The organism is Lacrimispora sanguinis (assembly GCF_044987295.1).
Classification (GTDB): Bacteria; Bacillota; Clostridia; order Lachnospirales; family Lachnospiraceae; genus Lacrimispora; species Lacrimispora celerecrescens_B.
This window is the reverse complement of the sequence record NZ_CP173277.1, coordinates 4,046,491-4,070,136: the sequence shown is the minus strand read 5'-3', so window position 1 is coordinate 4,070,136 and position 23,646 is coordinate 4,046,491. Positions and strand designations below refer to the sequence as shown.

Here is a 23,646-nt window from a genome sequence, read left to right as displayed (position 1 = left end):
ATCAGAGTAGCAGGTATTTTTTAATGTTAGGGGAAGAAAATGAAAGATAAAACTAAAAAAGGATTCTTTAGCCTTTTCCAAAATGTAAGACGTTCTGCGGAAACCTCAGAAAATATCAGTGCAACATCTGTCGTTTCACCTGAAGAATCCCAAAATGAAGATCTTAATAAGACAGTATCCGAACCAGCCGAGCAAAAAAGTTCAGCCGCAACAATCGCTTTTCACGAAATTGAAAATGAAGCTCCATCCTCTTCAATATGGGAGCCATCCGATGATCCGCTTATTGTACGGATAGATGAAGAAGCATTATACAGTGAATGCGCACAGTTTTCCAGTAAAATGCAATCATTATCCAATGTTTTTAAACGGACATCCGAAACTACACAGGAGCAGGTTCCTCAGCCAAGGGCGGCTCAGGCCTATCTTCATGTTTCAAAAGACCGCATGGCTGCATGGATTTATGTGATCCCTCCATTTAATGACGGTCAGGATATAAAGGAAGAAGACTTAAAAACAATCCTCAATCAGGAGCATGTATCCACTGGAATCATGGAGGAGTCTTTGAACTCAATTATTGAAAATCAAATCTATGGTCAAGCCGTGCTGGTTGCAAAGGGAATTCTGGCACGAAACGGAATCGATGGCTCTATTAAAGACCATTTTAAACGGGATCTTAAGCTTGAATTTATAGAAGATGAAAACGGATCTGTTGATTATAAAAATTTAAATAATATTCAGTCTGTTAAAGAAGGGGAAATCATCTGCAGTATTGCACTTGCTGTGCCGGGGAAAAATGGTATGACCATAAACGGGAACCCTTATCCCTGCACCATTCAAGGATCTGATGTTCTCGTACCTGCTGGCCGCAATACTGTGCTTACGGAAGACCGGACCCTACTTATTTCCCAAAAAACAGGCCATGTAACATTTGCTAATGGAAAATTTCAGGTAGATCCTATCCTAAAGATAAATGGTAATATTGATAATAGTACAGGTAACCTGGATTATGACGGTGATATATTGATTACTGGAGATGTGAGAAATGGCTTTTCGGTGAAAGCTACCGGAAGGATTGACATCCGTGGCTCCGTGGAAGGCGCTCAGATTGCCGCCCAGGGATCCATTACGATTGCCAGCGGCATGTCTGGAAATGGCCGTGGTACTCTGACTTCTGACTCAGATGTCAAGTGCCGATACCTGGAACATTGCACGGTCACTGCCAAAGGCAATGTTTATGCGGAAAGCATTATTAACTCAAAAATAGAGAGCGGTCAGGATATTAATGTAACCTCCGGTATGGGAGTTATTATCGGCGGTACCCTTTTGGCCGCAAACAGCATCAATGCACGTATTATTGGTTCTAAAGTACGGCGGCTTGTCACTGAATTAATCATTGCAAATGTTCCTAAAAACGTGGAAGAATCTGCTCGGCTTACCAGAGAGCTGGAACAGCTTCACCATAACATGTCGGAAGTAAGGAAAAATATTACCTACCTTGAGACTACCCAAAGGCAGGATAAACAGCAGCTGTTAGAAAATTTAAAACAGGCTTCCACTTATTTAAACCTCCGGGAACAGGAGATCACAAACCGTTTGGAGGCAATAAACACAATTGACAAAGAACAGTCCGGAATTATTCAATGCCAGCAGCTGCTGCCCGTGGTTCGCATCCGGATTGGTTCTTCCAGTCTGTTGGTTCAGGAGGAATACTCCAGAAGTATTATTTATAAAAATAATGAAGGTGAAGTTACGATCGGAAGTAATTAAATCAGAAGGAGGGAAGCTATTATGAGAAAAACAATTATGATTGTCGATGATTCAATTGTAACACGCAATGAGATAGAACAATTACTTAAAGGAACAGATTTTGATGTAATCTATCAGTGCAGAAGCGGGGAAGAGGCATTGGAAGCCTATGAAAGAGAAAGACCAGATATTGTGACCATGGATATTTTAATGCCTGGAATTGATGGCATCGAAGCTTCCAAACGCCTATTGAAGCATCATCCGGATGCAGGGATTATCATCATCAGCTCTCTTGTCTATGATAAAACACAGCAGATGGTTAAAGAGTTGGGTCCCTCTGTTCCTTTCGTTTTCAAGCCTGTTAAGAAATCATATTTTATCGAGGCATTGGTAAAAGTAAGTGATGCACTTTCCGAAAAGTAAACGATGGACAGTTCTTTTATGACTAAAATAATATGTTAATTATTATTACATACAAAAAGCCTAATGGAAAATCTATTTCTTTCAATCTTCCATTAGGCTTTATATTTATAAATTATAGATCGACCCAGACAGTGAATCATCAGAGCCAAACTGATTGGAAATGCTGTAGGAAGCCATCTGCATCCGAATCTTCATCAGTTCGATTAAATAAAGATAATCAGACTTAGCCGGTACAAGGCTTCCGCTATCTCCTTCCAACGATGAACTTGACAGATATTGCAAAGCACTTGAGATATCCGTTGAATATCCTGATGTGTCGGAATATCCTGATGGTTCGGAATCTCCCATATAATTCTTAACCTTCTTTACATATTCCTGGGTTTCCTTAAAAGGTGGGATTCCTCCATATTTGCTTACATTATTGCTGCCGGCATTATAGGCCGCCAGAGTGAGATCTACATTTCCATTATACCGTTCCAGATTTTCTTTTAAATATTTAGCTCCTCCCATGATATTGCTTCTAGCATCATAAGGATCGTCCACTCCTAAGGATCTGGCAGTGGTAGGCATCAGCTGCATTACACCGGCAGCTCCCTTCTTTGAAGTAGCAGATGGGTTAAAGTTTGATTCTGCCTTAGCAACCGCCTTTAACAGTTTTTCGGAAACACCATATTTTTTAGACGCCTCTTTGAAAATGGCCTCAAGGTTTTCCGGAGCCTTTGCTACTGATTTTAAAATTTGTTTAAAATTCCCTTTGGCAGATGAAGCTGCCGTATATCCCGCCTGCCCCGCCTTTGCACTAGTAAGTGCAGACAGTTTTAACTGGTCTATTATTGCCAAAATTTTATCCTCCCGTCAATTTCCGATTGTTACGGAACCCATCTTCCTGAAGCATCTACCCAATAATTGCCGACATTCGCGCTGCTTACCATGCTGCCGTCTGGATTCATGTAATACCAAATCCCTGGCTGGGGCTGTATCCAACCTGTCAGCATCTCTCCTCCGCCTGTATTTAAATAATACCACTTTCCATTGACAAACTGCCAGCCCGTGAGTAATTTTCCATCCTTTGGATCCAGATAATACCACCTTTGACCTGACTGAATCCAGCCTGTCTGATAAATTCCATTTCCATCAAAATAATACCAGTCGTTTAGTATCTGCTTCCAGGAATTCCTAGGGACTCCGCCATCCTCTTGCTTGTAGGTGTTTCCCTTCCATGTACCTGTTGTATCACCGTCATATTCCATAATGACGTCTTCGGAAGTGACATAAGACCCGTCCTTCATATATTTCCGGTCATCGGAAGTAAAACCGATTGCCCGGACTTCATAGTAATAAACTGCCTCCTTATCCATGTACTTAGAAAGGTCAACCGTATTAGTTTCTACGGAAATACGTGTTTTCAACTTATCATCTGCATATAGAGCAACCTGATAACCCGTAGCAAATTCAACCTTCTGCCACACGGCCTTTGTCTTTTTGCTGTCGCTCCAGCCGGCTTTGGTTGTCCTTCCCAAGATTACTACAGGAACATAATCCACTTTTACTTCCAGAGTATGATTATCCACAGCTTTGGCTGATACGAACTTCGCTCCTGTGAGCTTACACTCTGACCGGTTGTAGCTTTCTGCAAATATCATGGTGTCTGATGTTAAAAATACACTGACCCGTTCATTATTTGCTGCCTTCCATTTGCTGATATCCCGTTTCCAAACAACATCTTTTACTGATACGCCGGCAGTGGTAGCGGAAATTCCAGGCATCAGTATTTCTTCATTCCCATACTGGCTGTCAAACTTAAGATTTAAGCTTCGGATCACCACAGAATCAGCGGCATAAGACGTTATGGCCGGTAAGCATGTAAATGCCGCTACAAACACAGCAAAACACATAGAAAACAATTTTCTTTTCTTCTCTCTCATCATTGCACCCATACCCCATCCTCATTCACCGGAAATCCATTGATTACCGTATTAACAGCCATAGTTCCATTCTGATTAAAGTAACGCCACAGTCCGTCGATCTTCTGCCAGCCAGTTACCATGACTCCGTCTTCCCCGGTAAAATAAGTATACCCATTGCGGGTAATCCAGCCCTTTAGCATGGCTCCCTCTAAGTTCCCTTGTATGGTATTTAAGTAATACCATCTTCCTGCCTGGTTAATCCAATCCTTCTGCATAGCACCCTGACTGTTAAAATAATAATAATAGCCGTCTATGACCTGCCAATTCGTTGCAGCGGCTCCCATTGGGGCCTCGTAGCCTCTGTCCGGATAAAAATAATACCATGTATTGTTAATTTTATTCCAACCGGTCACCATTGCCCCTTTGGAATTTGTATAATAGATATCTGGGTCCTGAATAAACCAGCCGGTTACCATCTTTCCTTGCTGGTCAAAGCGGTACCATACATTATCAAGTTCCAGCCAGGAATTAGCCTGAACTGTTCCATCGGCATACCGGTAATACCAAACTCCGGATTGCTGATCCCAGCCCTCCTTTACCCCTGTACCATTTCCAGAGCCCGCGATTGTATCGGAGTCTTTTCCTGTTCCATCGGATACATCCCGGTCCCTGATAACCAGTTCGTCAGATTCGACCCAGCCGCTTTTCTTTCCATTTTTGAGCTCATCCTGTTTGTAGGGAACGGAACGGATTTTGTAAGAATAGGTCCCTTCCTCTGTCATATACGGATAGAAATTATAGGAGGTAGCCTTTACCTGTTCCTTTTTTATAATTATTTTTTTACCACAGTAAAGCCATAATTCATAAGCACCTGATGTGTTATCCCCTTTGGACCAGACAGCCTGGCCAAGCCTTGTATCCTTCCAGCCCACGTCTTCCGGTTCCGCGTACAAGCCTTTAATAGGTTTCGTCCTTAAGGTGACAACCATGTCACTGCCATTTCGCTTTGCGCTGACATAGGAACCTCCCGTGATTTTCATCTTGGTAGCCTCATAAGAAGATTTAAAATAAGCATCGTATTCATCGGAAGGGGTAAGGGTAACATTCATCCTGGGTTCTTCCCCCACCGATATATCCTTTGAGGTGGAGGTCACCCACTTTGCATCCCTGACAGTGTACTTTTTATCACCGGAAGTCACATAGCACTCTCCACTAGTTTGATTAATATTTATATCAGGCAAACGGTCACCTGCCTCGATATTAAGTACCACCTTAATACTGATTGAATTGATTGCCTCTGTTGCCATCGCTTTTTCAGGGAAGAGACACAGGCAAAAAGCAACTAAAACTGCTATTGCCAATCCCCTCTTTTGTTGTTTCATGAAATCGCTCCTTTTAAATAAGTCCTTACTCTACAGTTTGTAAGTTTTTATCGTTAAGTTACATATAGCAATACTATAGTTTCACAACCACGGCATTACTGAGTTTTTCTTTTTTTCAGCTGTTCCAGAAAAGCGAACTTCCTGACCATGGACTCCTGATAAGATGTCATATCAAAGAAACGGCTGCCATATCGGTAGCGTGGCGGTTCGTTCTCACCTGACAATTTCTTTACCCATAGAATACTGCCTTTGAGCCTTGTACAGTCGCTGTCCGTTTCAAACAGAAAGGAAAAGATCTGCTCTACACTTAATTCAACAGCCGATTCAAGCCCAACCCCGCCTGCACTTAAATCTTTTATCTTAGCGGCTATATGTGTGACTTTTCCGTCTGAATCCGCCGTCTCCAGGGTAACCGGAAATGAGACTTTGACCTTAAGATCACGACGCCTTTGTTCTGTACCGATCAATTCATCGATTACACATGGAACCTTATAGATCGCATTACCGATCTCTCCAACTTCCTCGCCACTAATCTTTACCCTGCCTGACAATCGGCATTTGCATGTAACAAGCCCTTGAACACCGTCATGAAATACGATCACGGATTCTGTGCTCACCTTATCCATATCTTCCTCATTAAAGATTAGTCCCATACTGTCCGTATGGGAATCAACTACCTTTACCTCTGCAATAAAGACACCCGTTAAAGAAAAAACACTTGCTTTTTCACATTCAGTAAACATAAACTACTCCACCGTTTCCTCTTTTATTATTTCCTCATTAGTTAAATCCTCTTCCCCTATTTCCTTTATAGGCTCAGGTGCCGGTTTTTCTACCGAACCAGGTACACAATTCAAGAAATAAAGGTAAATATCCACAATAGCCTGATATAATTCCTGCGGCACCTGGCTCCCCAGTTCAAGCTGGGTCAAGATGGTTGCCAGAGAATTATCCTCATAAACGGGTACACCGCTTTCATTGGCAGTTTCTATTATTTTTTCTGCCATATATCCCATGCCGGAGGCCACGATAACTGGTGCAGAATTCTTTGCATCGTCATATTTAATCGCAACCGCCTTTTTATTTAACGTATTTTTAAATTCTGACATCAACTGAATTTTTCCTTTCATGGATTTTGGGAAATACCTCTACTGGCGAGGAAGGACCGCCCCCTGCCTGAAGATATAAGCTGTCTGCTCGGAAATGATATCGCTCAAGGATATTTTTAATTTCCTTATAAATATTTGCCTCTGTTTTTTGCATCTTTTCCGGATAGAAAAGCTGTAGGGAGGCTGCATTATTTCCATAAAGAAGCAGAAGCTTAAACTGGCCCAATTCTCTGATATCAAATTTAACGAAAATTCTGGTCTTATGCTTTGCCCCCGCCTGGGTGCTGCTGCCCTCCTCGTCTGGATCAATCCACATTTCGGAAAATAATTTCCGCCCGTCAATCTCCATGGGGAATGCCAGATGTAAAAGGGGCATATAAACACTTTCATTCAAAACCAGGGATTGAAGCATATTCTGAAACATTTGCTTATTCTCAAGGCCAATACCTCCATTCGCACCGGTCCTTAGGAAATCAACAAACTTATCCGCCCATTGGTTTTTCCCTGCTGCCTGCTCCATGTCGACCTGATCAAGCAGATCACCAAACTGCTCTGTAGTCATGGCTCCAAAAAATTTACGGAAGCCCTGATAACCTGCCAGCTTTGAAAAGGACTGCAAAACCTCTTCTCTGTCCCCATTTTCATACCTGGCTATTAATACTGTTAAGAGTGATATCTTGTCCCTTATCGTACCCATATCGTGATTCATTGCGATATAACGGCCCAGAAAGGGAAGGATTTTCTCCTTTAAGAGTGCGCTGTTTTGGGAAGTCTGCCCTTCGGGAGCTGATAAGTCAAGCTCCTTAAGCATAGCTTCTATCTGCTCTCTTGTCTGCTTAAAAACATACGCCTCCATGTCCTTTACTGTATTAAATATATCATGAAGTATATGCTTTCCGGAAGACATATCATTGAATTTCCTAATAAAATTTAAAATCTCTGCTTTTAAATCCACAGAAGTTGTTTCTGCCATCACATGACGCAGCTGGTCAAAAATGCCTCCGTTAAAGCGGACCGCTGATTCGGCCTGTTCCTTTAAAAAGGGCAGTATATCTTCTAACTGCATCTGTGCCGCCTCAAAAAAAGAAGCGATTTTCTGCGCTGCTTCCTCTCCCATGACTCCACCCGTCAACATTTCTTCGCTCTGAAAGAAAATATCAGTCATAATTTTGGAAAGATCAGGTATGTTTTTTACCTGATTTAAAAATGAACCGAAATTTGAACCGTACTGGAATGCCAGCTGCTGTTCTCCGCTTCCTCCGGAGTCAGACCGGTTATCCGCTCTCATCACCTTTGAGGGGTCTACGGGGTTCTGTATCTGGACTCCCTGGCCAGCCTGGGGGTTGTTTTTGATCGAGGAATTATCATAACCGGAAAGGGGTGTTGAAACTTTCAAAATATCTGCCATACTATGCCTCCATTTTACTGGTATTTTATATATTTTTCGAAAGGTTATTTAATTTGCTATTATTTTTTATCCAACCATACCGATAAATAGATATATACTAAACTAAACAAGGCGGTGTAAATACTATGGATAACGGCATGGATAATATGCTTGAAATGTACCTCTTTGAAACCAATTCCCTCCTGGAGCAATTAGACGAGCTTCTGATAGAAGCCGAAAAAGCAGGAGATTTTACAGTAGACGACGTAAATGAAATCTTCCGCATCATGCACACTGTCAAAGGATCTTCCGCTATGATGGAATTTTCCTCCCTGATGCAGATTGCTCATCGTATTGAAGATTTATTCTTTTTTATCCGTGAGAATGGTCTGGATTCCTTTGACAGTTCCCACAAAAGCACTCTTTTTGACTTAATGTTCCGATCTACTGATATGCTTCGTGCTGAAGTTTCAAAAGTAGAAAACAATGAACCACTTAGTGATAATGTCGACCATCTTACTCAAGAAATTAATAGCTTCCTGAAAAAAATCAGCGATGATAATCCAACCGCTGCCGGGGAGAAAGAACATTCGGCAACTTCCCGTCCCAAAGAAGCTTCCCAGCCAGCACCGGACGTTTCCTCTCTCCTTTCTGCCACCAGCCTGGAAGAAATCCGTCTGGACGTTGCCGAATGCCCAGAGGATTCAGCTGCCTTTTTCCTTCGCATCTTTTTTGATGAAGGCTGCGGAATGGAAAACCTTCGTGCTTTCATGCTGATCAGTGCATTAAAAGAATCCGGACTTGAGTTTAACTTTTATCCCGCCGATGTGGAGACCAACAGCCAGAGCAGCGTGTCAATTATTGAAAAAGGCTTTTTCCTGACCTTCCAATCCCGTGAGGAAGCTGACTCAGCTATATCACAGGTCAACAATATGAACAACATCCGTTCCTATGAACTGATTGAGAATCCTCGTGCCAAGGCTGCTCCCAGTGCAGAAAAGGAGACTGCTGCGGCTGTTTCCGTCCCATCTGCCAGTGAAAGCACCCCGGTAACAGGCTCTCCTGCCCCTAGTAACGTTCATCAGATGCCAAGCAAACAGAATCTGATCAGCGTAAATCTGGCGAAGTTGGACAACCTGGTTGCAATCGTCGGTGAGATTGTTATTACGGAATCCATGGTGACTTCCTCACCTGATATTCAGAATTTAAAGAACCTTGACAGCTTTTTAAAAGCCACAAGACAGCTTCGCAAGCTGACCGATGACTTACAGGACATTGTAATGTCCCTGCGCATGGTTCCTGTTTCCGGCGTATTCCAGAAAATGAACCGCATTGTCCGGGATATGAAGCAAAAGCTTAAAAAAGACGTGCGCTTAACCATTATCGGTGAAAATACGGAAGTTGACAAGTCCATCGTAGACAACATCGGGGATCCCATCATGCATATTGTCCGCAATTCCATGGACCATGGAATTGAAGAGACTGCAGAGGAACGCATTGCTGCCGGGAAAAATCCTCAGGGAGAACTAACTCTCTCTGCAAGCCATACAACCAACGAAGTCGTCATTACCATCAGCGATGACGGAAAGGGTGTGAATCCGGCTGGAGTTCTTGCAAAAGCAAAGAGAAACGGCATTCTTACCAAACCGGAAAGCGAATACTCACAAAAGGAGATCTTAAACCTTCTTCTGGCTCCCGGCTTTTCTACCAATGAAGTTGTCACTGAATTTTCCGGACGTGGAGTTGGCATGGATGTGGTCAAGAAAAATGTTGAGAATATCGGAGGTACCATAAGCATTTCCAGTGAATTAGGTAAGGGAATGTGCACTACTTTGAAAATCCCTCTCACCATGGCAATTGTGGATGGTATGGAGATCTCAGTGGGTAAATCAGTCTTTACCATCCCCATTGCGAATATCCGCCAGTCCTTTAAGGTGAAGAATGAAGAAGTGATCTACGATACGGAAGGCAATGAGATCGTCAGGTGCATGAACCAATTCTATCCCATTATCCGCATTCATAGACTTTATAACATTGAAACAGAAATTACAAGCATTGAAGACGGAATTCTGGTTTGGGTAGAATCCGGTGATAAATCTTACTGTCTCTTTGTCGATGAGCTTTTAGGAGAACAGCAGGTCGTTGTAAAACCGCTTCCGGTATTCTTAAACAGCTTCAATGTTAAGGATTCAGGTATTAGCGGCTGTACCATTCTTGGTGATGGTAATATCAGCATCATATTAGACGTTTTAAACCTGTATGCCGCATCACAAAACCAGTACTAGACAAGCAAATTGAAATCGGAGGAATACAAATGCCAGCAGAAAATACAGCTACATCCGAAGTTTTTACTTCCGCACGGACAGAAACCACGGAACGCTATTTAACCTTCCGCACAGAGAACTTAACCTTTGGTGTGAGCACCAATTATATCATTGAAATCATTACCAACCATACCATTACTGCTATGCCCATGGTACCAGGATATGTAAAAGGAATCATCAACTTAAGAGGTCAGATCGTTCCCATCATGGATATCCGATCAAGACTTGGCAAGCCGGACATTGAATATACCAGCTCAAGCTGTATCATTGTTCTGAATGTAGATTCTGTTTTTATAGGAATCATCGTGGATTCCGTGGAGCAGGTTCTTGATATTGATTATTCCAGAATCTCACCAGTTCCGGCCAATAACCGGGAAGAACTGGTCAGCGGCATGATATCAGTTGCAGATAACCACATTGTCCTTCTACTGGACTGCGAAACCTTAGTCAATAATTCATAAAGGACGGCTACCCTATGTTAACAATTTCGCAGCATGATTTCATACGGCTGGTGGACTTCATGAAAAAAAATTATGGAATCGACCTGTCCAAAAAGATGCAGCTCATAATGGGAAGATTGTCAAACACTATCATTTCCATGGGATACACTTCCTTCACAGATTATGTAGATCACATTCTTTCTTCAAAGAATCAGGCTGATCTGGAAATAATGCTCAACAAACTTACAACCAACTATACTTACTTTATGAGGGAAGAAGCACATTTTAATTTTTTTAGAGATACCGTTCTTCCTTATCTTATAAGTACAAAAAAGAATAAAGTTTTAAGCATTTGGAGCGCCGGATGTTCATCCGGCGAAGAACCATATACCATTTCCATGATTATCAAGGATACCCTGGGGGCCCAAGCCGCCCTCTGGGACACCAGAGTCCTTGCCACGGATATTTCCCAGAATGCACTAAGGGCCGCAAAGGAAGCGGTATATGATGAAGAATCCTTAAAGAACTTATCTCCTGAGTGGAGATCCAAATACTTTGTTAAAACACCGGAGCAGGGATTATATTCCGTAGCTCCGGCAATTAAATCAAATGTTATTTTCCAAACCTTTAATCTTATGGACCCCATTCGGTTCCGGTTAAAATTTGATATTATTTTTTGCAGAAATGTCATGATTTATTTTGATCAGAATACCAAAGACGGGCTGATTCAGCGATTCTATGATGCAACAGCTCCAGGCGGATACTTATTTATCGGGCACTCCGAAACAATTAACAAAGAAAAAACGCCTTACCGGTACTTAATGCCGGCTACTTACCGAAAAGAATGATCTGCGTAATATAAAATCTATTTACTGTCTCTCCATTTCAGTAAATGGATTTTATATTACACGGATTTAGAATTGCAGTATGACTGCGGTATGGGCTCTGCCAATAAAGCGTGGGCAGATAAGAAGAAATAACAGGAGGAATAAATTATGGCAAAAAAAATCCGAGTTTTCATAGTAGATGATTCCCTGCTGTTTCGCAAGGTATTAATTGATACTCTCTCTCAAAACCCCAATATAGAAGTGATAGGATATGCGGTCGATGCATTTGATGCCGAACGTAAGATTCCTTTACTTAAACCTGACGTAGTGACAGTTGATGTAGAAATGCCCATGGTCAATGGCATTGAATTTGTAAAAAAACTTCTTCCTAAACATCCGGTTCCAGTCATTTTAGTCTCTTCTCTTAATATAAACGTGTTTGATGCCCTTTCCGCAGGCGCCGTGGACTTTGTAAGAAAACCTGACATGTCCAGCAGTAATACTGCCAGCACATTCTTAAATACCTTAATCAGCAAAATTTTTATTGCTTCCCGTGCTGCCATTAAAGTCCCAGTTTCTCCCCATCCTCTCATAGAACCAGGGACGTCTGCCATGGGAAAAGCGGCTCTCTCCATGAATGCCTCTAATACCATAATTGCCATAGGCGCTTCTACGGGTGGAACAGAAGCAACTCTTCAGGTGTTAAAAGATCTTCCTGCGGACACACCCGGAATTGTGGTCACACAACATATGCCGGAGGGTTTTACCAAAATGTATGCAGACCGTTTAAACCGGCTTTGCGCCATGAATGTAAAAGAAGCCCAAAGCGGGGATACCATTGAAAGGGGCCAAGTACTGATTGCTCCCGGTGACTTACAGATGAAGGTAGTTAAAATGGGAAGCCGTTACACAGTAAACTGCTACCCCGGTGAAAAAGTAAGCGGACACCGTCCTTCCGTGGATGTTCTATTCCAATCCGTAGCCGATACAGCCGGAGCCTCCTCCGTGGGGATCATCATGACCGGTATGGGACGTGACGGGGCCGAAGGACTTCTCAATATGAAAAAAAAGGGAGCTTTTACCATCGGTCAGGATGAAGAAAGCTGCGTTGTTTACGGAATGCCTATGGTAGCCTATAATATAGGAGCTGTCACCAGACAGGTATCCTGTGGAAATATTGCAGGCGTCCTGATGAAGCATTTAAGTTCTCTTTAATTGAGAAATTCTATTCCTGAAGTTAATATTTTCTCAAAACTGACGATATTATAAATGTAAAGAAAAAGCAGCCTTTGATGAGCCACCAGGCAAATCGAATTTCCTTATAAAATTCTTAGAAAGGAGTAAATAAATGCGTATTTCACAGAACTATTACGGTACGTTGTATAATACCTCCATGATACGGCAAAACCAGGATCAAAATGATATCACCCCTTCTGAATCCGGCAAGAACAATTACGATGAAATCACGATCCGTTCCGTTCCTCAGGAAGCAATGGATACCAAGTTCATCTCAAACCTAAAAGATGCTCTTATGAAAGAAGTAAAGCAGACCACATCAGAAGAAAAGCTGAATCTCTTAAGACAAAAGATTGAAGACGGAACCTATCAAGTAGATGCCAACAAGATTGCCGAAAGAATTCTCTTATACAAAGGAGCCGATTTCCATGAATAATTTTATCGCAGTAATTGAGGATATGATCCAGCTTTTTGAAGACCTGGTTAAAGTAGAACAGGTAAAACTGGAAGCCGCTAAAAAAAATCGGGTCACTTATGTGGAAGATTGCATGAACAAAGAACAGGCCGCCATTTTAAAGATGAGAGGCCTTGATAAAAAGCGTGAGGATTGCCAGGAACAGCTTGGCATGAAGGGTGATACCTTTCAGCAGATACTTTCAAAAGTCTCAGAGGACGAGGAACGTGATAAGCTGAAAGAACTGTTTGACAGGCTTTCCAATCAGGTCAGGCTGTTTCAGGAAATAAGTGACGGTGCACGAACCATGATAGAAATCAATCTTCACATGATAAACAAAGCCATTCAGAATTCCCAAGGGAAAATGGCTCCAGACAATGCAAAATGGGAGGGATTATTATGACACGCTCTACTTTCTCCGGCTTTACCATTGCCCAACTGGCCATGACTGCCAGCCAGCGGGCCATTGACGTAACCGGACAGAATATAGCAAATATTAACACAAAAGGCTATACCAGACAGAGGGTGGATCTTGCAAGCTTTAATACAAGAGGCGCCGATTCTATGAGTACCGGACCTGGTTCAAAAATCGGTTATGGTGTTGAGATTACCGGCATTTCACAGATAAGAGATCCATTTTTAGATGTTCAGTTCCGAAATCAAATTGCCAAGGTGGGAACGGCAGATGCAAGACAGACTACCTTAGATCAATTAGCCGATATTTTTGATGAAACCGATAAGGAAGCATTAAAAAAGGCTCTCAGTGATTTAAGTTCCAGCCTTGATCAGTTGTCCGCCAATGCAAATGATAGCGAGTTTGACAGCATAGTCCGTTCCAGGGTTCAGGTCATTGTAAATTACATACATCAAAAGGCCGCTGACTTAAAAAGCGTTCGGGAGGAAACCATCAATGGCCTGGAGAATACGGATATACCTGCCATTAACGGTCTTCTATCTGACATCGGAGAGTTAAACGATGCCATCTGGAAGAGCCAGGTACAAGGTAACCCAGCTCTGGAGCTTTTGGATAAGAGAAATGAAAAGTTTGATGAGCTTGCCGGCTACCTTCCCATCACTGTTACTTACAAGGATGTGGTTGTCGCTTCAGGAGCTAAATTTGAGTATCCGGTTGTAAATTTCAGAGGCAGCGATGGAATGACCTTTCCTCTTACAGCAGGAGAACATGGCGAAAATGTCGCATCAATTTCTATGACACGAAACAAAGGATTCAACGGTGAGCCTGACGGTAAGGTTTCCATATCATTGATTCCTGCCAGCAATTTCTCCAACGATGCGGATGTAAGCTCCCTAAAGACGGATATTACCAATTATTTGAAAGAGGGAAGTTTAAAAGGAACTGTAGATGTATTGAATAAATCGGGAGAACTGGACCATCCTTCTTCAGATTACAGAGGAATTGGATATTACGAAAAATCCTTTGAAGCATTTGTACAGACTTTTGCTAATACCTTTAATGAATTGAATGGCAATACGAAGCCTTATACCGGCGTGACTCTGCTGCCGACTATAGGTACGGCATTAAAGGACACTGATGGAAAAGCAGTTTTCAGAATGGATTACTCAAAGGCGACCGGAAACTTCCTAACGGGAGAAAAAATTACGATCAATGGTGAGACTTATACATTTGGCGACGGAAACGGTATAAACGATATATCCATTGGAGCAACTCTTGAAGAAAGTTTAAAAAACCTGACTGATAAATTGAATAATGGCACAACTCCATCAATGCTTGTAGATGGAAACAGTGAAGCAGGCGAATGGTCCTATAATTCCGGAAAGCTGGAATGGCGCAGTACTAATCCTGTACCAACGAATGTGGACAGCATCAAAACCCCCGGTGATAAGGATATGTCAATTGTCTATAAAGCAAATCCTCTCAATGTTAGAAACTTTGATTTGTTCCAGACTTCCGATGGAAGCAATCGCTTTACCGCCAGCAACATTAAAATATCCGATGACTGGATGAACAACACCATTCACATCATTGCTTCTCATAAAGATGATGCTGGTTCCACTGCCAATGACAACATTATAAAAATGCTGAAATCCCTGACTGATGAACGGGTTTTCAAATATGAATACACCTACATGGACACCAACGGAGTTGCTCAAACCGGATATATTACCCACTATACCGGAAACTTTTCCCAGTGCTATTCTAACCTGGAAAACACCCAGGGTATTGACAGCTCTGCCAACAAAGCGATTCTTAATAACCACATATCTGTGCTTCAGCAGACTGCAGACAGCAAGGATGCCGTATCAGGTGTCTCTTTAGATGAGGAAGGTATTAGCCTGATGCAGTACCAAAGATCCTTTTCAGCTGCCGCCCGTCTTATGACAACCCTTGACGAAGCGCTGAATACATTAATAAACAATACAGGCATTGTAGGAAGATAGGAGGTTTCCAATGAGAATTTCAACTAATGCGATTATACGGAATTATAAAAGCAATCTTGCAGCTTCCATAGGCAACTTAAATATATCTAGAAACCATGTTATGACACAACGTAGCTTTAACAGCGTCTCGGAGAACCCTGCATCTGCAGCCCGTGCATCTCAGCTTCACCGCAAATACTACAAGAATCTGGATAATTTGAACACACTATCGGACGTTCAGTCCCGTCAGGATGGGCAGGAAGATGCGCTCATGCAGGTATCCAATGCTATAAAAACAATTAGTGCTGAATATAACCTACAGGCTATGAGCGGTGACAAGCAGACACCGGAAACGCGACAAACCTTTGCAACTGCAATCCGTCAGTTTCAAAAATCCATGGTCTTAAGCCTTAACTCCACCTATGAGGATACATTTTTATTTGCCGGAGCAGACGGTAAGAATCCTCCCTTTGCGCTCTCTGAAGATGGAAAGACCCTTACTTACCGGGGCATTGATGTGAATGCCGCACCCGGAAGTCAAGATTATAAAACTCTTGCAAATTTGTCCAAAGAAACCCTTTATGTTGATTTAGGGCTGGGGCTTTCTCTCGACGGAGCTGACCGTGTCGTGCCTTCCAGCGCATTTAATCTTTCTCTTCCCGGTATAAAGGCCATTGGATACGGACAAGATGCAGCTGGTGTGAGCAATAATGTCATTGTTTTAGCCGGCCAGTTGGCTGATGCCCTGGAGGCAGGTAACTTTGATGCAGACGCTTATGGAAAACTTGCAAACAAGTTTAAAGACTTAGGTTCCAACGTATTAAATGAAGTCACGAATCTGGGTGTTAAATCTGAGTTTTTAACTACTACAAAAGACCGTCTTGAAAATAACGATATTTCTCTACAGGAACAAATGTTAAAGGTGGAAGGAATAGACCCTGCTGATGCTATTACCGATTATATGTGGAATCAGTATGCATACAATGCAGCCCTAAAGGTAGGAACAAGTATCTTATCTCCATCTTTTATTGATTTCATGAAGTAAAGTTGATGGAGGTGTGATATAATGGAACCATTGCTTAGAATTACGACCATACCGATTAAATACGAACTGAAAATTCAGAGAGCAAAATTGGAATATTCCAGTTCTAAGTCTGACCTGATAACCGACAGAAACAAGGGCGGCCTGACTGTAAAAAACCGCCCTACTAAATTGTATCTGGATACGTTCGATGCACGTAATTCAGTCTGTCCCACTACAATGGAAAGTGTGAGGCAATCTGCTGCCATGGGTAAATCAGCCGCCATGGAGGCTACTGCTGCATACGCAGAAGAAGGTGCTATATTGTTAGACCCTAACATTTCAAATCCCCTTGACTTAATATTCAGTCAGCGTGCCCAAATGCCTACAGGAGAATTCGGATTACAATTCCTTCCTAATACAGGGCCTAATATTGAATGGTCCGAACCTGACTTTTCTATGCAATACGAAATGGATAGAATGAGTTTTGACATAAAAATAGCAAATGGACAATTTGAATTTATACCTGGAAACGTTGAGCTGTCAATCACCCAAATGCCTGATGTGAATATTGAATATATTGGAAAGCCTCTTTATGTTCCGCCTAGCGCAGCCGATTTATTCGAGCATACTTCGGTAGATCTTATCGCTTAATCCTGTACTCTGGAGGTATTTATGGAAATTAGTACACAATATTTTGGCAAGATTACTTGCTCAGAAAAAGAATTTATACATTTTTCTGATGGATTGTTTGGTTTTACCGACTTGAAAAATTATGTTCCTCTGGCCTTTCAGGAGAATAGCGATGCGTTGATCTGTCTGCAGTCTATAGATGATTTAAGCGTTTCCTTTATTCTTATGAATCCATTCCAGTTTTATGAAAAATACGAACCGGAATTATCTCAGGAGGATCAAAAACTTCTAAAAGTTTCTGACGGCGAAGATAAGATTTCTTATTATGTTATCAGCGTAATCCATGATCCAATGGAGAGCAGTACGGTAAACTTAAAGGCTCCCATTGCGGTAAATACGGAAACCCGGGAAGGCAGACAGGTAATTTTGGACAATCCTCTTTACCGCTTCCGTCATCCACTTAAGGATTTTATAAAAAAGGGGGAGTCGTATGCTGATTCTTCAAAGAAAAAATAATCAGTCCCTTACAATTGGTGACAACATAACTGTTTCAATTGTTGAAATTGGAAATGATTGGGTTAAGTTAGCAATTGATGCACCAAAAGAAATTTCAATTCTTCGAACAGAGCTATTGGAGGCTGCCTCAGCTAATCAGGAGGCCGCTTCCTCCAGCCTAAACGAAGACTCTATTTCTAAAATCAAGGACTTGATGAGTCAGTCAAAAAACAGCGGAAATACCTGATATTATTTAGGTATTTCCGCTGTTTTTTCTTTTGTATCTTCTTCTCTTGTATCTTCTCTAGTATCTTCTTTTGTATCTTCTTCCGCTTCTATTTTTTCTTTCGCATTTACTTTCTGATATCTTTTCATCATATGCAGAAAAACTGTCTTTTTTGAGATCCTAAACTTCTCTCCTATTTTGCTTCCAATCATCCTAACGAAATATCTTCCAAGGCGGATAAGCCAAAAATATGGAAGAAGTATGCTGAAGTTCTCCAATGCAGGATATATAGTCTCCATATACTCCCGGTCTGGAAAAAGCCAAGCTACCAGTCTTAGGAGTTCTTCTCTTTTCCTGTCTCTGGAATAGCAGTCGGCAACCGTTTTGATCAAAGGCAGGAACTGAGAACTGATTTCACGCCCTTCTGTTCCTTTGCTGAAGATGTAGGATTCCATGGCATCATATATTTCCACATTTTCAATTCCTGCTCCAGTGCCAAACCAGCGGAGGATGAGATATTCCAGACGTTCCGCAAATTCCTCTATTTTAAGCTCCTTTAAACGTTCGTAAATATAAGGCCATAAAAAGAATTCCCCTTGATTTTTATAAAATACCCAAAAGTCCATAATCTGGCTTAAGCTGATATCCCCTCTGGCGTAAGAATCTGTCAGCCTGCACATAAGGAATAAATATATCTCACTGGCATTCATATCCCGAATATATTTCATACCCTTTTTATTTGGTAAGGAATGAAGTAAATTGGTATAAAACTTTTGCATTAACCTGCTGAAAAACATGGTTTGGTTGAAGCACAATACCTTGTTCCCTGGAACTCGATAGTACAGCTCCCCTCGAATTTCTGTATATCGATCTTCAAAATCCGCTTCCCAGAGAAGTGTTCTGATGGTCTGGGCATACTTCTTTTCCGTGCCAATCTCTATAAATTCCCTGCAGCACATTTCTTCAATGGGATAGCATTTAACAAAATCAGAATAGTTTAAAAAAAAGCAGTTAATCCCGTTCCTTTCCAGAAGAGCTTGTACCTGCTTTTCTGTTGAACGCAAACGTTCAACCCGATGAACGGATTCTAAATATTTCCCAAAAAATCGCTGACGGATAGACTGAGGTATCTCTTCATCTAATCCCATAATTCCGTAATATACAACATGAGCCACACGATGATAATCAGCAAGCCGAAACATCTTATCCCAATTTAAGTTCCTCAGCGGTGCCGGCGATTCCTTCTGGTTCATCACAGATGACAGCAGTGTTATTAAATACCGTTCTTCGTATCCTTTACTCATTCACGATTCCACCTTTAATCAATATACGGTTTCCTGCAGACGGCCTATCATTTACCGCTGTAAAATAATACCTCTTATATTATATATCGGTTTTTTTGAAGCAATCTTAACTTTATCAGACAGTAGTTCGATAAATAAAATAGAAATGAATAATATTAATAAAGAAAAGGTGAATGTGTTGAATACCATCCAATATATCCTGTTTCGAACTCTGTTTATGACTGTAATACCTTTTATGGCCTCTCCTTCCTTCGATCAGACGATCCCGGCAGGAAGTGGAACAGAAGTTGTTTCAGACTATTCTCAAAATGAAAGCCTTGAAGCGGCTGCAGCTGATTTTCCCCAAGAGGGAAGGTATGACCTTATGCTGGACAGCGTATGCGGCCCTCTTACCTACTATAACCAGAATGATGCGAGGTGGGGCGGCTTTCTATATGGGGGAAAGGATCCTCTTTCCACCTATGGCTGCGGCCCTACCGTTATGGCTATGGTTGTCACAAGCCTTACCGGTAATCAGGTGCTTCCTCCTGATATAGCTGCGTGGGCGGCAGCAAATAAGTCCTGGGCGCCCGGCCAAGGTTCTTATCACCGTCTGATTTTAGACAGCGCCCTGGCTTATGGCCTAAATGCCGCGCCAGTTAAGGATTATACGGTCCAAGGGCTGGAGAATGCATTAAATTCCGGCCATGTGATTGTAGCCCTTATGAAGAAAGGGCATTTTACTCAGAATGGGCATTTTATTATTCTTACCCGCTTTACAGAAGAGGGCCAGATAAAAATTGCTGATGCCAATCAATACAATAATTGTCAATTAGACTGGGACCCCGCACTTATATTGAAAGAATTAAACTATCATGCTTCAAATGGAGGGCCTCTTTGGATGATCGGCCCTCCGAATTAACGAATCGTACTTCTACGATCTTTATTGATAGAAAGAGTCCTTTCCTGATAACCGCATGCTTATGTAGCGATCCGCCTCAATGGTCCGTTTCAGCGCCAGCTGAATGCTCTTTCTCTTCTCCACCAACATCCCTGCCATAGGACTGTCAGGATTCCTGCCTCCATCGCCGTTAAGCCATTCTCTAACCTGACTGCCGTCTTCCGGTGATAGGGCGGATACGAGGCAATCTACGTTCCTGGTACATACATCTGCTTTGTTCATTTCATCCTGGCGCATACCCAACAGTAGTTGAACCGATTCCCTGTCATTTCGAGATAGGGCATCTCCCATCTCCCGGGTAATGCGCTCAATTTCGACAATAAACGTATATTTTTTCTGCATCTCTTTAAGAATTTCAAACAGAATGGATTCTTCCATGTGCATCCTCCCTCATTCTCATAAATGAATATCAAATAGCCGGAGAGAAAATCTTCCCTCCGGCACCACTCTTTAACTGCTTAACTTCTGCGCTTCTTTGAAGGCATCTCTCAATTCTACTATCAAGGGTCTGACTTCTTCAATCACCTTTGGATTTCTTCCCGCGCTAATCCGGCTGAACTCATAAAGAAAGAAATCATACAACCGATTCAGCTCGGAGCTTATTTCATATTTATGATTCAAAGTATTTTTTAAATAATTTACAATTTCAACGGAACGCTGCATGGATTGGTCAAAAAGCACATAATCCTTTTTCTCCAGGGCAAGCTCCGCTCTAGTCAGACGCTTTAATAACTCATCATACAGGAGACCAAGCATCTCTCCAGGAGTCATGGTATTTACCGCCTGCGTTTTGTAATTCTGATAACCATAGGCATTCATGTTCTACACCGCCATTCTTTATTGACCGCCGAATGAACTCTGCAGCCAGCTGCTTTGGGAGTTCATTTGAGAAATCAATGTTTCCAGAGAGGTAAACTGCTTAATATAGCGGTCTGTCTCCGACTTAAGCTGAGACTGGAGACGCTCGATATAATCATCAATTCTGTCCACGGACTTCTTGATATTATTGTTGAGAATGCTGACAGGAGCATAGGAGGAACCTGCTTTTTCAATCAGGATACCCTTTGTGGCACCTGTTTCAGAAGCGTATTTATCTGTAATTGCAGTTAAACGGGTCATAACGCCACCCTTATCTCCAGTAAGAGTATCCGCACCATCGGTGAACAGCTTCTGTAAGTCTTCTCCAGACTTCTCAAGGGCTGCCCGGAACTTTACCTCGTCAAATACCAACGCTCCGTTCTCTTGGTATTTATTGCTTGTGGAAATTCCATAAGACTCCAGAAGGGCTTTCTTTTCAGAGCCACCTTCAAAGATAAAGCGCATACTGTCAGACAGACCTCTTAAGTCAGGATCATTGAACAACAGGCCTTCTTTGGCCTTTGCCTCCCATTGCTCAATCTGTTTTTCCGACATCTCCGCCTTCTGCTCATCAGTCAATGGTTCATATTTGCGGTTTGGTTTAGTGGAAATCTGATCGTTAACCAGCTTGATGATATCATTGTAATCCTTAATCATCTCGGAAACTGCTTTTGTAATCTTATCGGAATCTGTTTTAGCGTTAAAGGTGACAGCCTGATCTGCCCCTCCCGTTCCTGACTCATTGAAGGTTCCGCTTACGGTGACATTTAACCCATTCAGATCAAAGGTGTTACTTCCTCTGGTCAATTCGACCTGATCCGGTGAGCCGGCATATTTGACTAATACTATGGCATCCTTACCAGAATACTTCGCAGCAGATTGGCTGTCATCAGGATTTGTGATAGGCTTGGCTATGGCTCCAAACAGCTTTTCATTATCCGCCCCCTCAAGATCAAATTTAATTTCTCCTGACGCTCCTTCTTCTTTCGCTACGAAAGAGAATTTATCAGCATCTCTCATATAGCTCACAGTCACGCCAGCATCGGAGCGATTGATTTTTTCCATGATTTGATTCAAGGTACTTTTATCAGTAAGGGTTCCGTCCTCATTAATGTTTACACCATTGATTACAATTTTTAGCGGATTACTTAGCGAATCGGTGATTTTTAAGCCAGATTCCCCGACCGCTGCATCCAAGTTCAGACGGTTTGATTCCCCGTTTACTACTTGTAAGGCTGCTCTCACCTCTGCATCGCCATAGTTGATCATTAAGTTGGAAGAGTCATCAGTTGTTCCATCAGGCTTTATTGTTTCAAACTTAAGCATTCCCCTTGCAGGATCCTTCGGATCACCATTAGCATCCAGCTCCGGAACCACCGTCACATTAATTCTTCCCTTTCCAAATTCTTTTTCCAGCTTAGTATTGATGTCTTTCGCCAACTCCGCCATACTGCCTTGGCTGGATAGGACTATGGATTTCGTAACCCCATTATAAGTAAAGCTCATGCTTTTCTCATTTACTAGCTCTTCAAAGGACTTATTTTTATAAAGAGTTTGATCCTTCTCCATTATTTCTGCCGACATTCCGGCCTCACCAATCACTGTCTTACCATCCTTTACCAGCTGCGACCACACATTGCTGTCACTGATACCAAGGGCTTCCATCGCTCCTTTACTTCCACCTGCGAGGCGGATTTCATTTTTATTAGGATCAACGGACTTAAAATCCAGCTTAGAAGAATATGTTGCCTCCAGAACATCTGCCAAAGTCTTGCCGTCCCCAATGGCAACCTCTTTCAGAGACCTATTGATAGCGTCTACCGTACTGGCTTCAGTGGAATAATCGTATGGATCGCCATTCTTATCCACACCACTTTGTAAAGAAACAGAAAAAGTTTTGTTCCCATACTGAAAGGTTAAAGACTGCCCCTCCAGAGTACTCATCATTTTGTTTTCATTTAAATCAATCATTCCAGTTTCCAGTGCTCCATCAGAAACCCTATCATTGGAAATCACAGAGGCTTTCTGGGCAAGCTGTTTCACTCCTACAATGGAAATGGAATCTGCTACAGAAGAACTTCCTGAAACCTGTACATACTTGCTGTTTGCCCCTATTGCCGTAACGTTGTTCGATGCCCAAAAAGCAGGACTTGAAAGATTGGTACTTGAATAGGAATAGGAAGTATATTTTCTTGAAAACTCAACCAGCTTGGAACTGATCGAGCGGTAAGCATCCTGTTTCCACAGCAAGGACTGTTTGCTCTTTTCCTGCTTTGCAATCTTCGCTCTTGTGGCGGCGGTCATTCCTTTAATCAGATTGTCACGGTCTAAGCCGCTTGCAAGGCCGCCATAGCCACGAACAGAAGAAGATAAACTATTACTAGCCACATTATTGTATACTGATGCCATATTGAAGCTCCTTTCTAAACGACACATATCTACATGATTCTCTAAAATACAGCTTTTTTATTGTTTTTCACTATACTTATTTATCGACATATTGTATACTAAAGATAATAGCATTATTTCAATTT

At 42.0% G+C, this 23,646-nt stretch carries 24 protein-coding genes; 14 read left to right on the top strand and 10 right to left on the bottom strand.

The features are described from left to right. The first annotated feature begins 39 nt into the window (after positions 1 to 39). Both ACHZES_RS18835 and ACHZES_RS18830 read left to right on the top strand, forming a co-directional pair. A complete protein-coding gene (locus ACHZES_RS18835; RefSeq protein WP_154525324.1) occupies positions 40 to 1,767 on the top strand; it encodes a DUF342 domain-containing protein in 1,728 nt (575 codons plus the stop codon). Between the two features lie 21 nt (positions 1,768 to 1,788). After that, a complete protein-coding gene (locus ACHZES_RS18830; protein ID WP_038283847.1) occupies positions 1,789 to 2,169 on the top strand; it encodes a response regulator transcription factor in 381 nt (126 codons plus the stop codon). A gap of 105 nt (positions 2,170 to 2,274) precedes the next feature. Here ACHZES_RS18830 and ACHZES_RS18825 read toward each other — a convergent pair whose 3' ends face one another. The 6 genes from ACHZES_RS18825 to ACHZES_RS18800 form a co-directional block, all read right to left on the bottom strand. After that, entirely contained in the window at positions 2,275 to 3,009 is a 735-nt protein-coding gene (locus ACHZES_RS18825; RefSeq protein WP_353655238.1) for a lytic transglycosylase domain-containing protein, read from the bottom strand. A 29-nt stretch (positions 3,010 to 3,038) separates the two neighbouring features. Beyond that, the gene (locus ACHZES_RS18820; protein WP_154525326.1) at positions 3,039 to 4,106 is read right to left on the bottom strand and encodes an N-acetylmuramoyl-L-alanine amidase family protein; all 1,068 of its coding nucleotides are present in this window, start codon (positions 4,104 to 4,106) and stop codon (positions 3,039 to 3,041) included. Next, positions 4,094 to 5,458 carry an N-acetylmuramoyl-L-alanine amidase family protein gene (locus ACHZES_RS18815; protein WP_154525328.1) on the bottom strand — a complete coding sequence of 455 codons (1,365 nt, stop codon included), beginning with the start codon at positions 5,456 to 5,458 and terminating at the stop codon, positions 4,094 to 4,096. Before ACHZES_RS18815 ends, ACHZES_RS18820 begins: the two co-directional genes overlap by 13 nt. A 95-nt stretch (positions 5,459 to 5,553) precedes the next feature. Then, the gene (locus ACHZES_RS18810) at positions 5,554 to 6,201 is read right to left on the bottom strand and encodes a PilZ domain-containing protein (protein WP_154525330.1); all 648 of its coding nucleotides are present in this window, start codon (positions 6,199 to 6,201) and stop codon (positions 5,554 to 5,556) included. A gap of 3 nt (positions 6,202 to 6,204) precedes the next feature. Beyond that, entirely contained in the window at positions 6,205 to 6,567 is a 363-nt protein-coding gene (locus ACHZES_RS18805) for an EscU/YscU/HrcU family type III secretion system export apparatus switch protein (RefSeq protein WP_154525332.1), read from the bottom strand. After that, the gene (locus tag ACHZES_RS18800; protein ID WP_395549002.1) at positions 6,554 to 7,975 is read right to left on the bottom strand and encodes a hypothetical protein; all 1,422 of its coding nucleotides are present in this window, start codon (positions 7,973 to 7,975) and stop codon (positions 6,554 to 6,556) included. The genes ACHZES_RS18805 and ACHZES_RS18800 overlap by 14 nt, the downstream gene beginning before the upstream one ends. A 125-nt stretch (positions 7,976 to 8,100) precedes the next feature. Here ACHZES_RS18800 and ACHZES_RS18795 point away from each other — a divergent pair, with 125 nt between their 5' ends. From ACHZES_RS18795 to ACHZES_RS18745, 11 genes are all read left to right on the top strand, one after another. Then, the gene (locus ACHZES_RS18795; protein WP_195841165.1) at positions 8,101 to 10,239 is read left to right on the top strand and encodes a chemotaxis protein CheA; all 2,139 of its coding nucleotides are present in this window, start codon (positions 8,101 to 8,103) and stop codon (positions 10,237 to 10,239) included. 29 nt (positions 10,240 to 10,268) lie between these two features. Then, positions 10,269 to 10,739: a chemotaxis protein CheW gene (locus ACHZES_RS18790; protein WP_154525336.1), complete on the top strand. Its 471-nt coding sequence runs from the start codon at positions 10,269 to 10,271 to the stop codon at positions 10,737 to 10,739. A 14-nt stretch (positions 10,740 to 10,753) separates the two neighbouring features. Next, positions 10,754 to 11,566: a protein-glutamate O-methyltransferase CheR gene (locus tag ACHZES_RS18785; protein ID WP_154525338.1), complete on the top strand. Its 813-nt coding sequence runs from the start codon at positions 10,754 to 10,756 to the stop codon at positions 11,564 to 11,566. A 147-nt stretch (positions 11,567 to 11,713) separates the two neighbouring features. Continuing rightward, positions 11,714 to 12,760 carry a chemotaxis response regulator protein-glutamate methylesterase gene (locus ACHZES_RS18780; protein WP_154525340.1) on the top strand — a complete coding sequence of 349 codons (1,047 nt, stop codon included), beginning with the start codon at positions 11,714 to 11,716 and terminating at the stop codon, positions 12,758 to 12,760. 133 nt (positions 12,761 to 12,893) lie between these two features. Further along, entirely contained in the window at positions 12,894 to 13,217 is a 324-nt protein-coding gene (locus tag ACHZES_RS18775; protein ID WP_154525342.1) for a flagellar biosynthesis anti-sigma factor FlgM, read from the top strand. After that, complete coding sequence (gene flgN / locus ACHZES_RS18770; RefSeq protein WP_195841166.1) at positions 13,210 to 13,638, top strand: flagellar export chaperone FlgN; 429 nt, start codon at positions 13,210 to 13,212, stop codon at positions 13,636 to 13,638. Before ACHZES_RS18775 ends, flgN begins: the two co-directional genes overlap by 8 nt. Next, complete coding sequence (locus ACHZES_RS18765) at positions 13,635 to 15,656, top strand: flagellar hook-associated protein FlgK (RefSeq protein WP_195841167.1); 2,022 nt, start codon at positions 13,635 to 13,637, stop codon at positions 15,654 to 15,656. Before flgN ends, ACHZES_RS18765 begins: the two co-directional genes overlap by 4 nt. Before the next feature lie 10 nt (positions 15,657 to 15,666). Further along, positions 15,667 to 16,680: a hypothetical protein gene (locus ACHZES_RS18760; protein WP_154525348.1), complete on the top strand. Its 1,014-nt coding sequence runs from the start codon at positions 15,667 to 15,669 to the stop codon at positions 16,678 to 16,680. A 21-nt stretch (positions 16,681 to 16,701) separates the two neighbouring features. Then, on the top strand, positions 16,702 to 17,310 hold the full coding sequence (locus ACHZES_RS18755; RefSeq protein ID WP_092243435.1) for a DUF6470 family protein: 609 nt from the start codon (positions 16,702 to 16,704) through the stop codon (positions 17,308 to 17,310). Between the two features lie 21 nt (positions 17,311 to 17,331). Then, on the top strand, positions 17,332 to 17,805 hold the full coding sequence (gene fliW, locus ACHZES_RS18750; RefSeq protein WP_154525350.1) for a flagellar assembly protein FliW: 474 nt from the start codon (positions 17,332 to 17,334) through the stop codon (positions 17,803 to 17,805). Further along, positions 17,780 to 18,031 carry a carbon storage regulator gene (locus ACHZES_RS18745; protein ID WP_092243433.1) on the top strand — a complete coding sequence of 84 codons (252 nt, stop codon included), beginning with the start codon at positions 17,780 to 17,782 and terminating at the stop codon, positions 18,029 to 18,031. Before fliW ends, ACHZES_RS18745 begins: the two co-directional genes overlap by 26 nt. A gap of 2 nt (positions 18,032 to 18,033) precedes the next feature. Here the strand turns inward: ACHZES_RS18745 and ACHZES_RS18740 are convergent, their stop codons facing one another. After that, positions 18,034 to 19,314, bottom strand: a complete 1,281-nt coding sequence (locus ACHZES_RS18740) for a nucleotidyltransferase family protein (RefSeq protein WP_154525352.1) — start codon at positions 19,312 to 19,314, stop codon at positions 18,034 to 18,036. Between the two features lie 145 nt (positions 19,315 to 19,459). On the opposite strand from ACHZES_RS18740, the gene ACHZES_RS18735 reads away from it, so the two are divergent. Continuing rightward, positions 19,460 to 20,215 (top strand): C39 family peptidase, encoded by a 756-nt coding sequence (locus ACHZES_RS18735; RefSeq protein WP_154525354.1) that lies wholly within the window; start codon positions 19,460 to 19,462, stop codon positions 20,213 to 20,215. Between the two features lie 21 nt (positions 20,216 to 20,236). Here ACHZES_RS18735 and ACHZES_RS18730 read toward each other — a convergent pair whose 3' ends face one another. The 3 genes from ACHZES_RS18730 to fliD form a co-directional block, all read right to left on the bottom strand. Beyond that, on the bottom strand, positions 20,237 to 20,632 hold the full coding sequence (locus ACHZES_RS18730) for a hypothetical protein (protein WP_154525356.1): 396 nt from the start codon (positions 20,630 to 20,632) through the stop codon (positions 20,237 to 20,239). Between the two features lie 72 nt (positions 20,633 to 20,704). Beyond that, positions 20,705 to 21,073, bottom strand: a complete 369-nt coding sequence (gene fliS / locus ACHZES_RS18725; RefSeq protein WP_154525358.1) for a flagellar export chaperone FliS — start codon at positions 21,071 to 21,073, stop codon at positions 20,705 to 20,707. An 18-nt stretch (positions 21,074 to 21,091) separates the two neighbouring features. Continuing rightward, positions 21,092 to 23,521, bottom strand: a complete 2,430-nt coding sequence (fliD, locus tag ACHZES_RS18720) for a flagellar filament capping protein FliD (RefSeq protein ID WP_195841169.1) — start codon at positions 23,519 to 23,521, stop codon at positions 21,092 to 21,094. Positions 23,522 to 23,646 lie beyond the last annotated feature (125 nt).

Coding starts and splice junctions, on each gene's coding strand:
- ACHZES_RS18735 (WP_154525354.1), top strand. CDS start 19,460: ATGAATAATATTAATAAAGAAAAGGTGAATGTGTTGAATACCATCCAA.
- fliS (WP_154525358.1), bottom strand. CDS start 21,073: ATGAATGCCTATGGTTATCAGAATTACAAAACGCAGGCGGTAAATACC.
- fliD (WP_195841169.1), bottom strand. CDS start 23,521: ATGGCATCAGTATACAATAATGTGGCTAGTAATAGTTTATCTTCTTCT.
- ACHZES_RS18805 (WP_154525332.1), bottom strand. CDS start 6,567: ATGTCAGAATTTAAAAATACGTTAAATAAAAAGGCGGTTGCGATTAAA.
- ACHZES_RS18795 (WP_195841165.1), top strand. CDS start 8,101: ATGGATAACGGCATGGATAATATGCTTGAAATGTACCTCTTTGAAACC.
- ACHZES_RS18815 (WP_154525328.1), bottom strand. CDS start 5,458: ATGAAACAACAAAAGAGGGGATTGGCAATAGCAGTTTTAGTTGCTTTT.
- ACHZES_RS18820 (WP_154525326.1), bottom strand. CDS start 4,106: ATGGGTGCAATGATGAGAGAGAAGAAAAGAAAATTGTTTTCTATGTGT.
- ACHZES_RS18745 (WP_092243433.1), top strand. CDS start 17,780: ATGCTGATTCTTCAAAGAAAAAATAATCAGTCCCTTACAATTGGTGAC.
- ACHZES_RS18790 (WP_154525336.1), top strand. CDS start 10,269: ATGCCAGCAGAAAATACAGCTACATCCGAAGTTTTTACTTCCGCACGG.
- ACHZES_RS18765 (WP_195841167.1), top strand. CDS start 13,635: ATGACACGCTCTACTTTCTCCGGCTTTACCATTGCCCAACTGGCCATG.
- ACHZES_RS18740 (WP_154525352.1), bottom strand. CDS start 19,314: ATGAGTAAAGGATACGAAGAACGGTATTTAATAACACTGCTGTCATCT.
- flgN (WP_195841166.1), top strand. CDS start 13,210: ATGAATAATTTTATCGCAGTAATTGAGGATATGATCCAGCTTTTTGAA.
- ACHZES_RS18835 (WP_154525324.1), top strand. CDS start 40: ATGAAAGATAAAACTAAAAAAGGATTCTTTAGCCTTTTCCAAAATGTA.
- ACHZES_RS18785 (WP_154525338.1), top strand. CDS start 10,754: ATGTTAACAATTTCGCAGCATGATTTCATACGGCTGGTGGACTTCATG.
- fliW (WP_154525350.1), top strand. CDS start 17,332: ATGGAAATTAGTACACAATATTTTGGCAAGATTACTTGCTCAGAAAAA.
- ACHZES_RS18800 (WP_395549002.1), bottom strand. CDS start 7,975: ATGGCAGATATTTTGAAAGTTTCAACACCCCTTTCCGGTTATGATAAT.
- ACHZES_RS18760 (WP_154525348.1), top strand. CDS start 15,667: ATGAGAATTTCAACTAATGCGATTATACGGAATTATAAAAGCAATCTT.
- ACHZES_RS18730 (WP_154525356.1), bottom strand. CDS start 20,632: ATGGAAGAATCCATTCTGTTTGAAATTCTTAAAGAGATGCAGAAAAAA.
- ACHZES_RS18780 (WP_154525340.1), top strand. CDS start 11,714: ATGGCAAAAAAAATCCGAGTTTTCATAGTAGATGATTCCCTGCTGTTT.
- ACHZES_RS18830 (WP_038283847.1), top strand. CDS start 1,789: ATGAGAAAAACAATTATGATTGTCGATGATTCAATTGTAACACGCAAT.
- ACHZES_RS18775 (WP_154525342.1), top strand. CDS start 12,894: ATGCGTATTTCACAGAACTATTACGGTACGTTGTATAATACCTCCATG.
- ACHZES_RS18810 (WP_154525330.1), bottom strand. CDS start 6,201: ATGTTTACTGAATGTGAAAAAGCAAGTGTTTTTTCTTTAACGGGTGTC.
- ACHZES_RS18755 (WP_092243435.1), top strand. CDS start 16,702: ATGGAACCATTGCTTAGAATTACGACCATACCGATTAAATACGAACTG.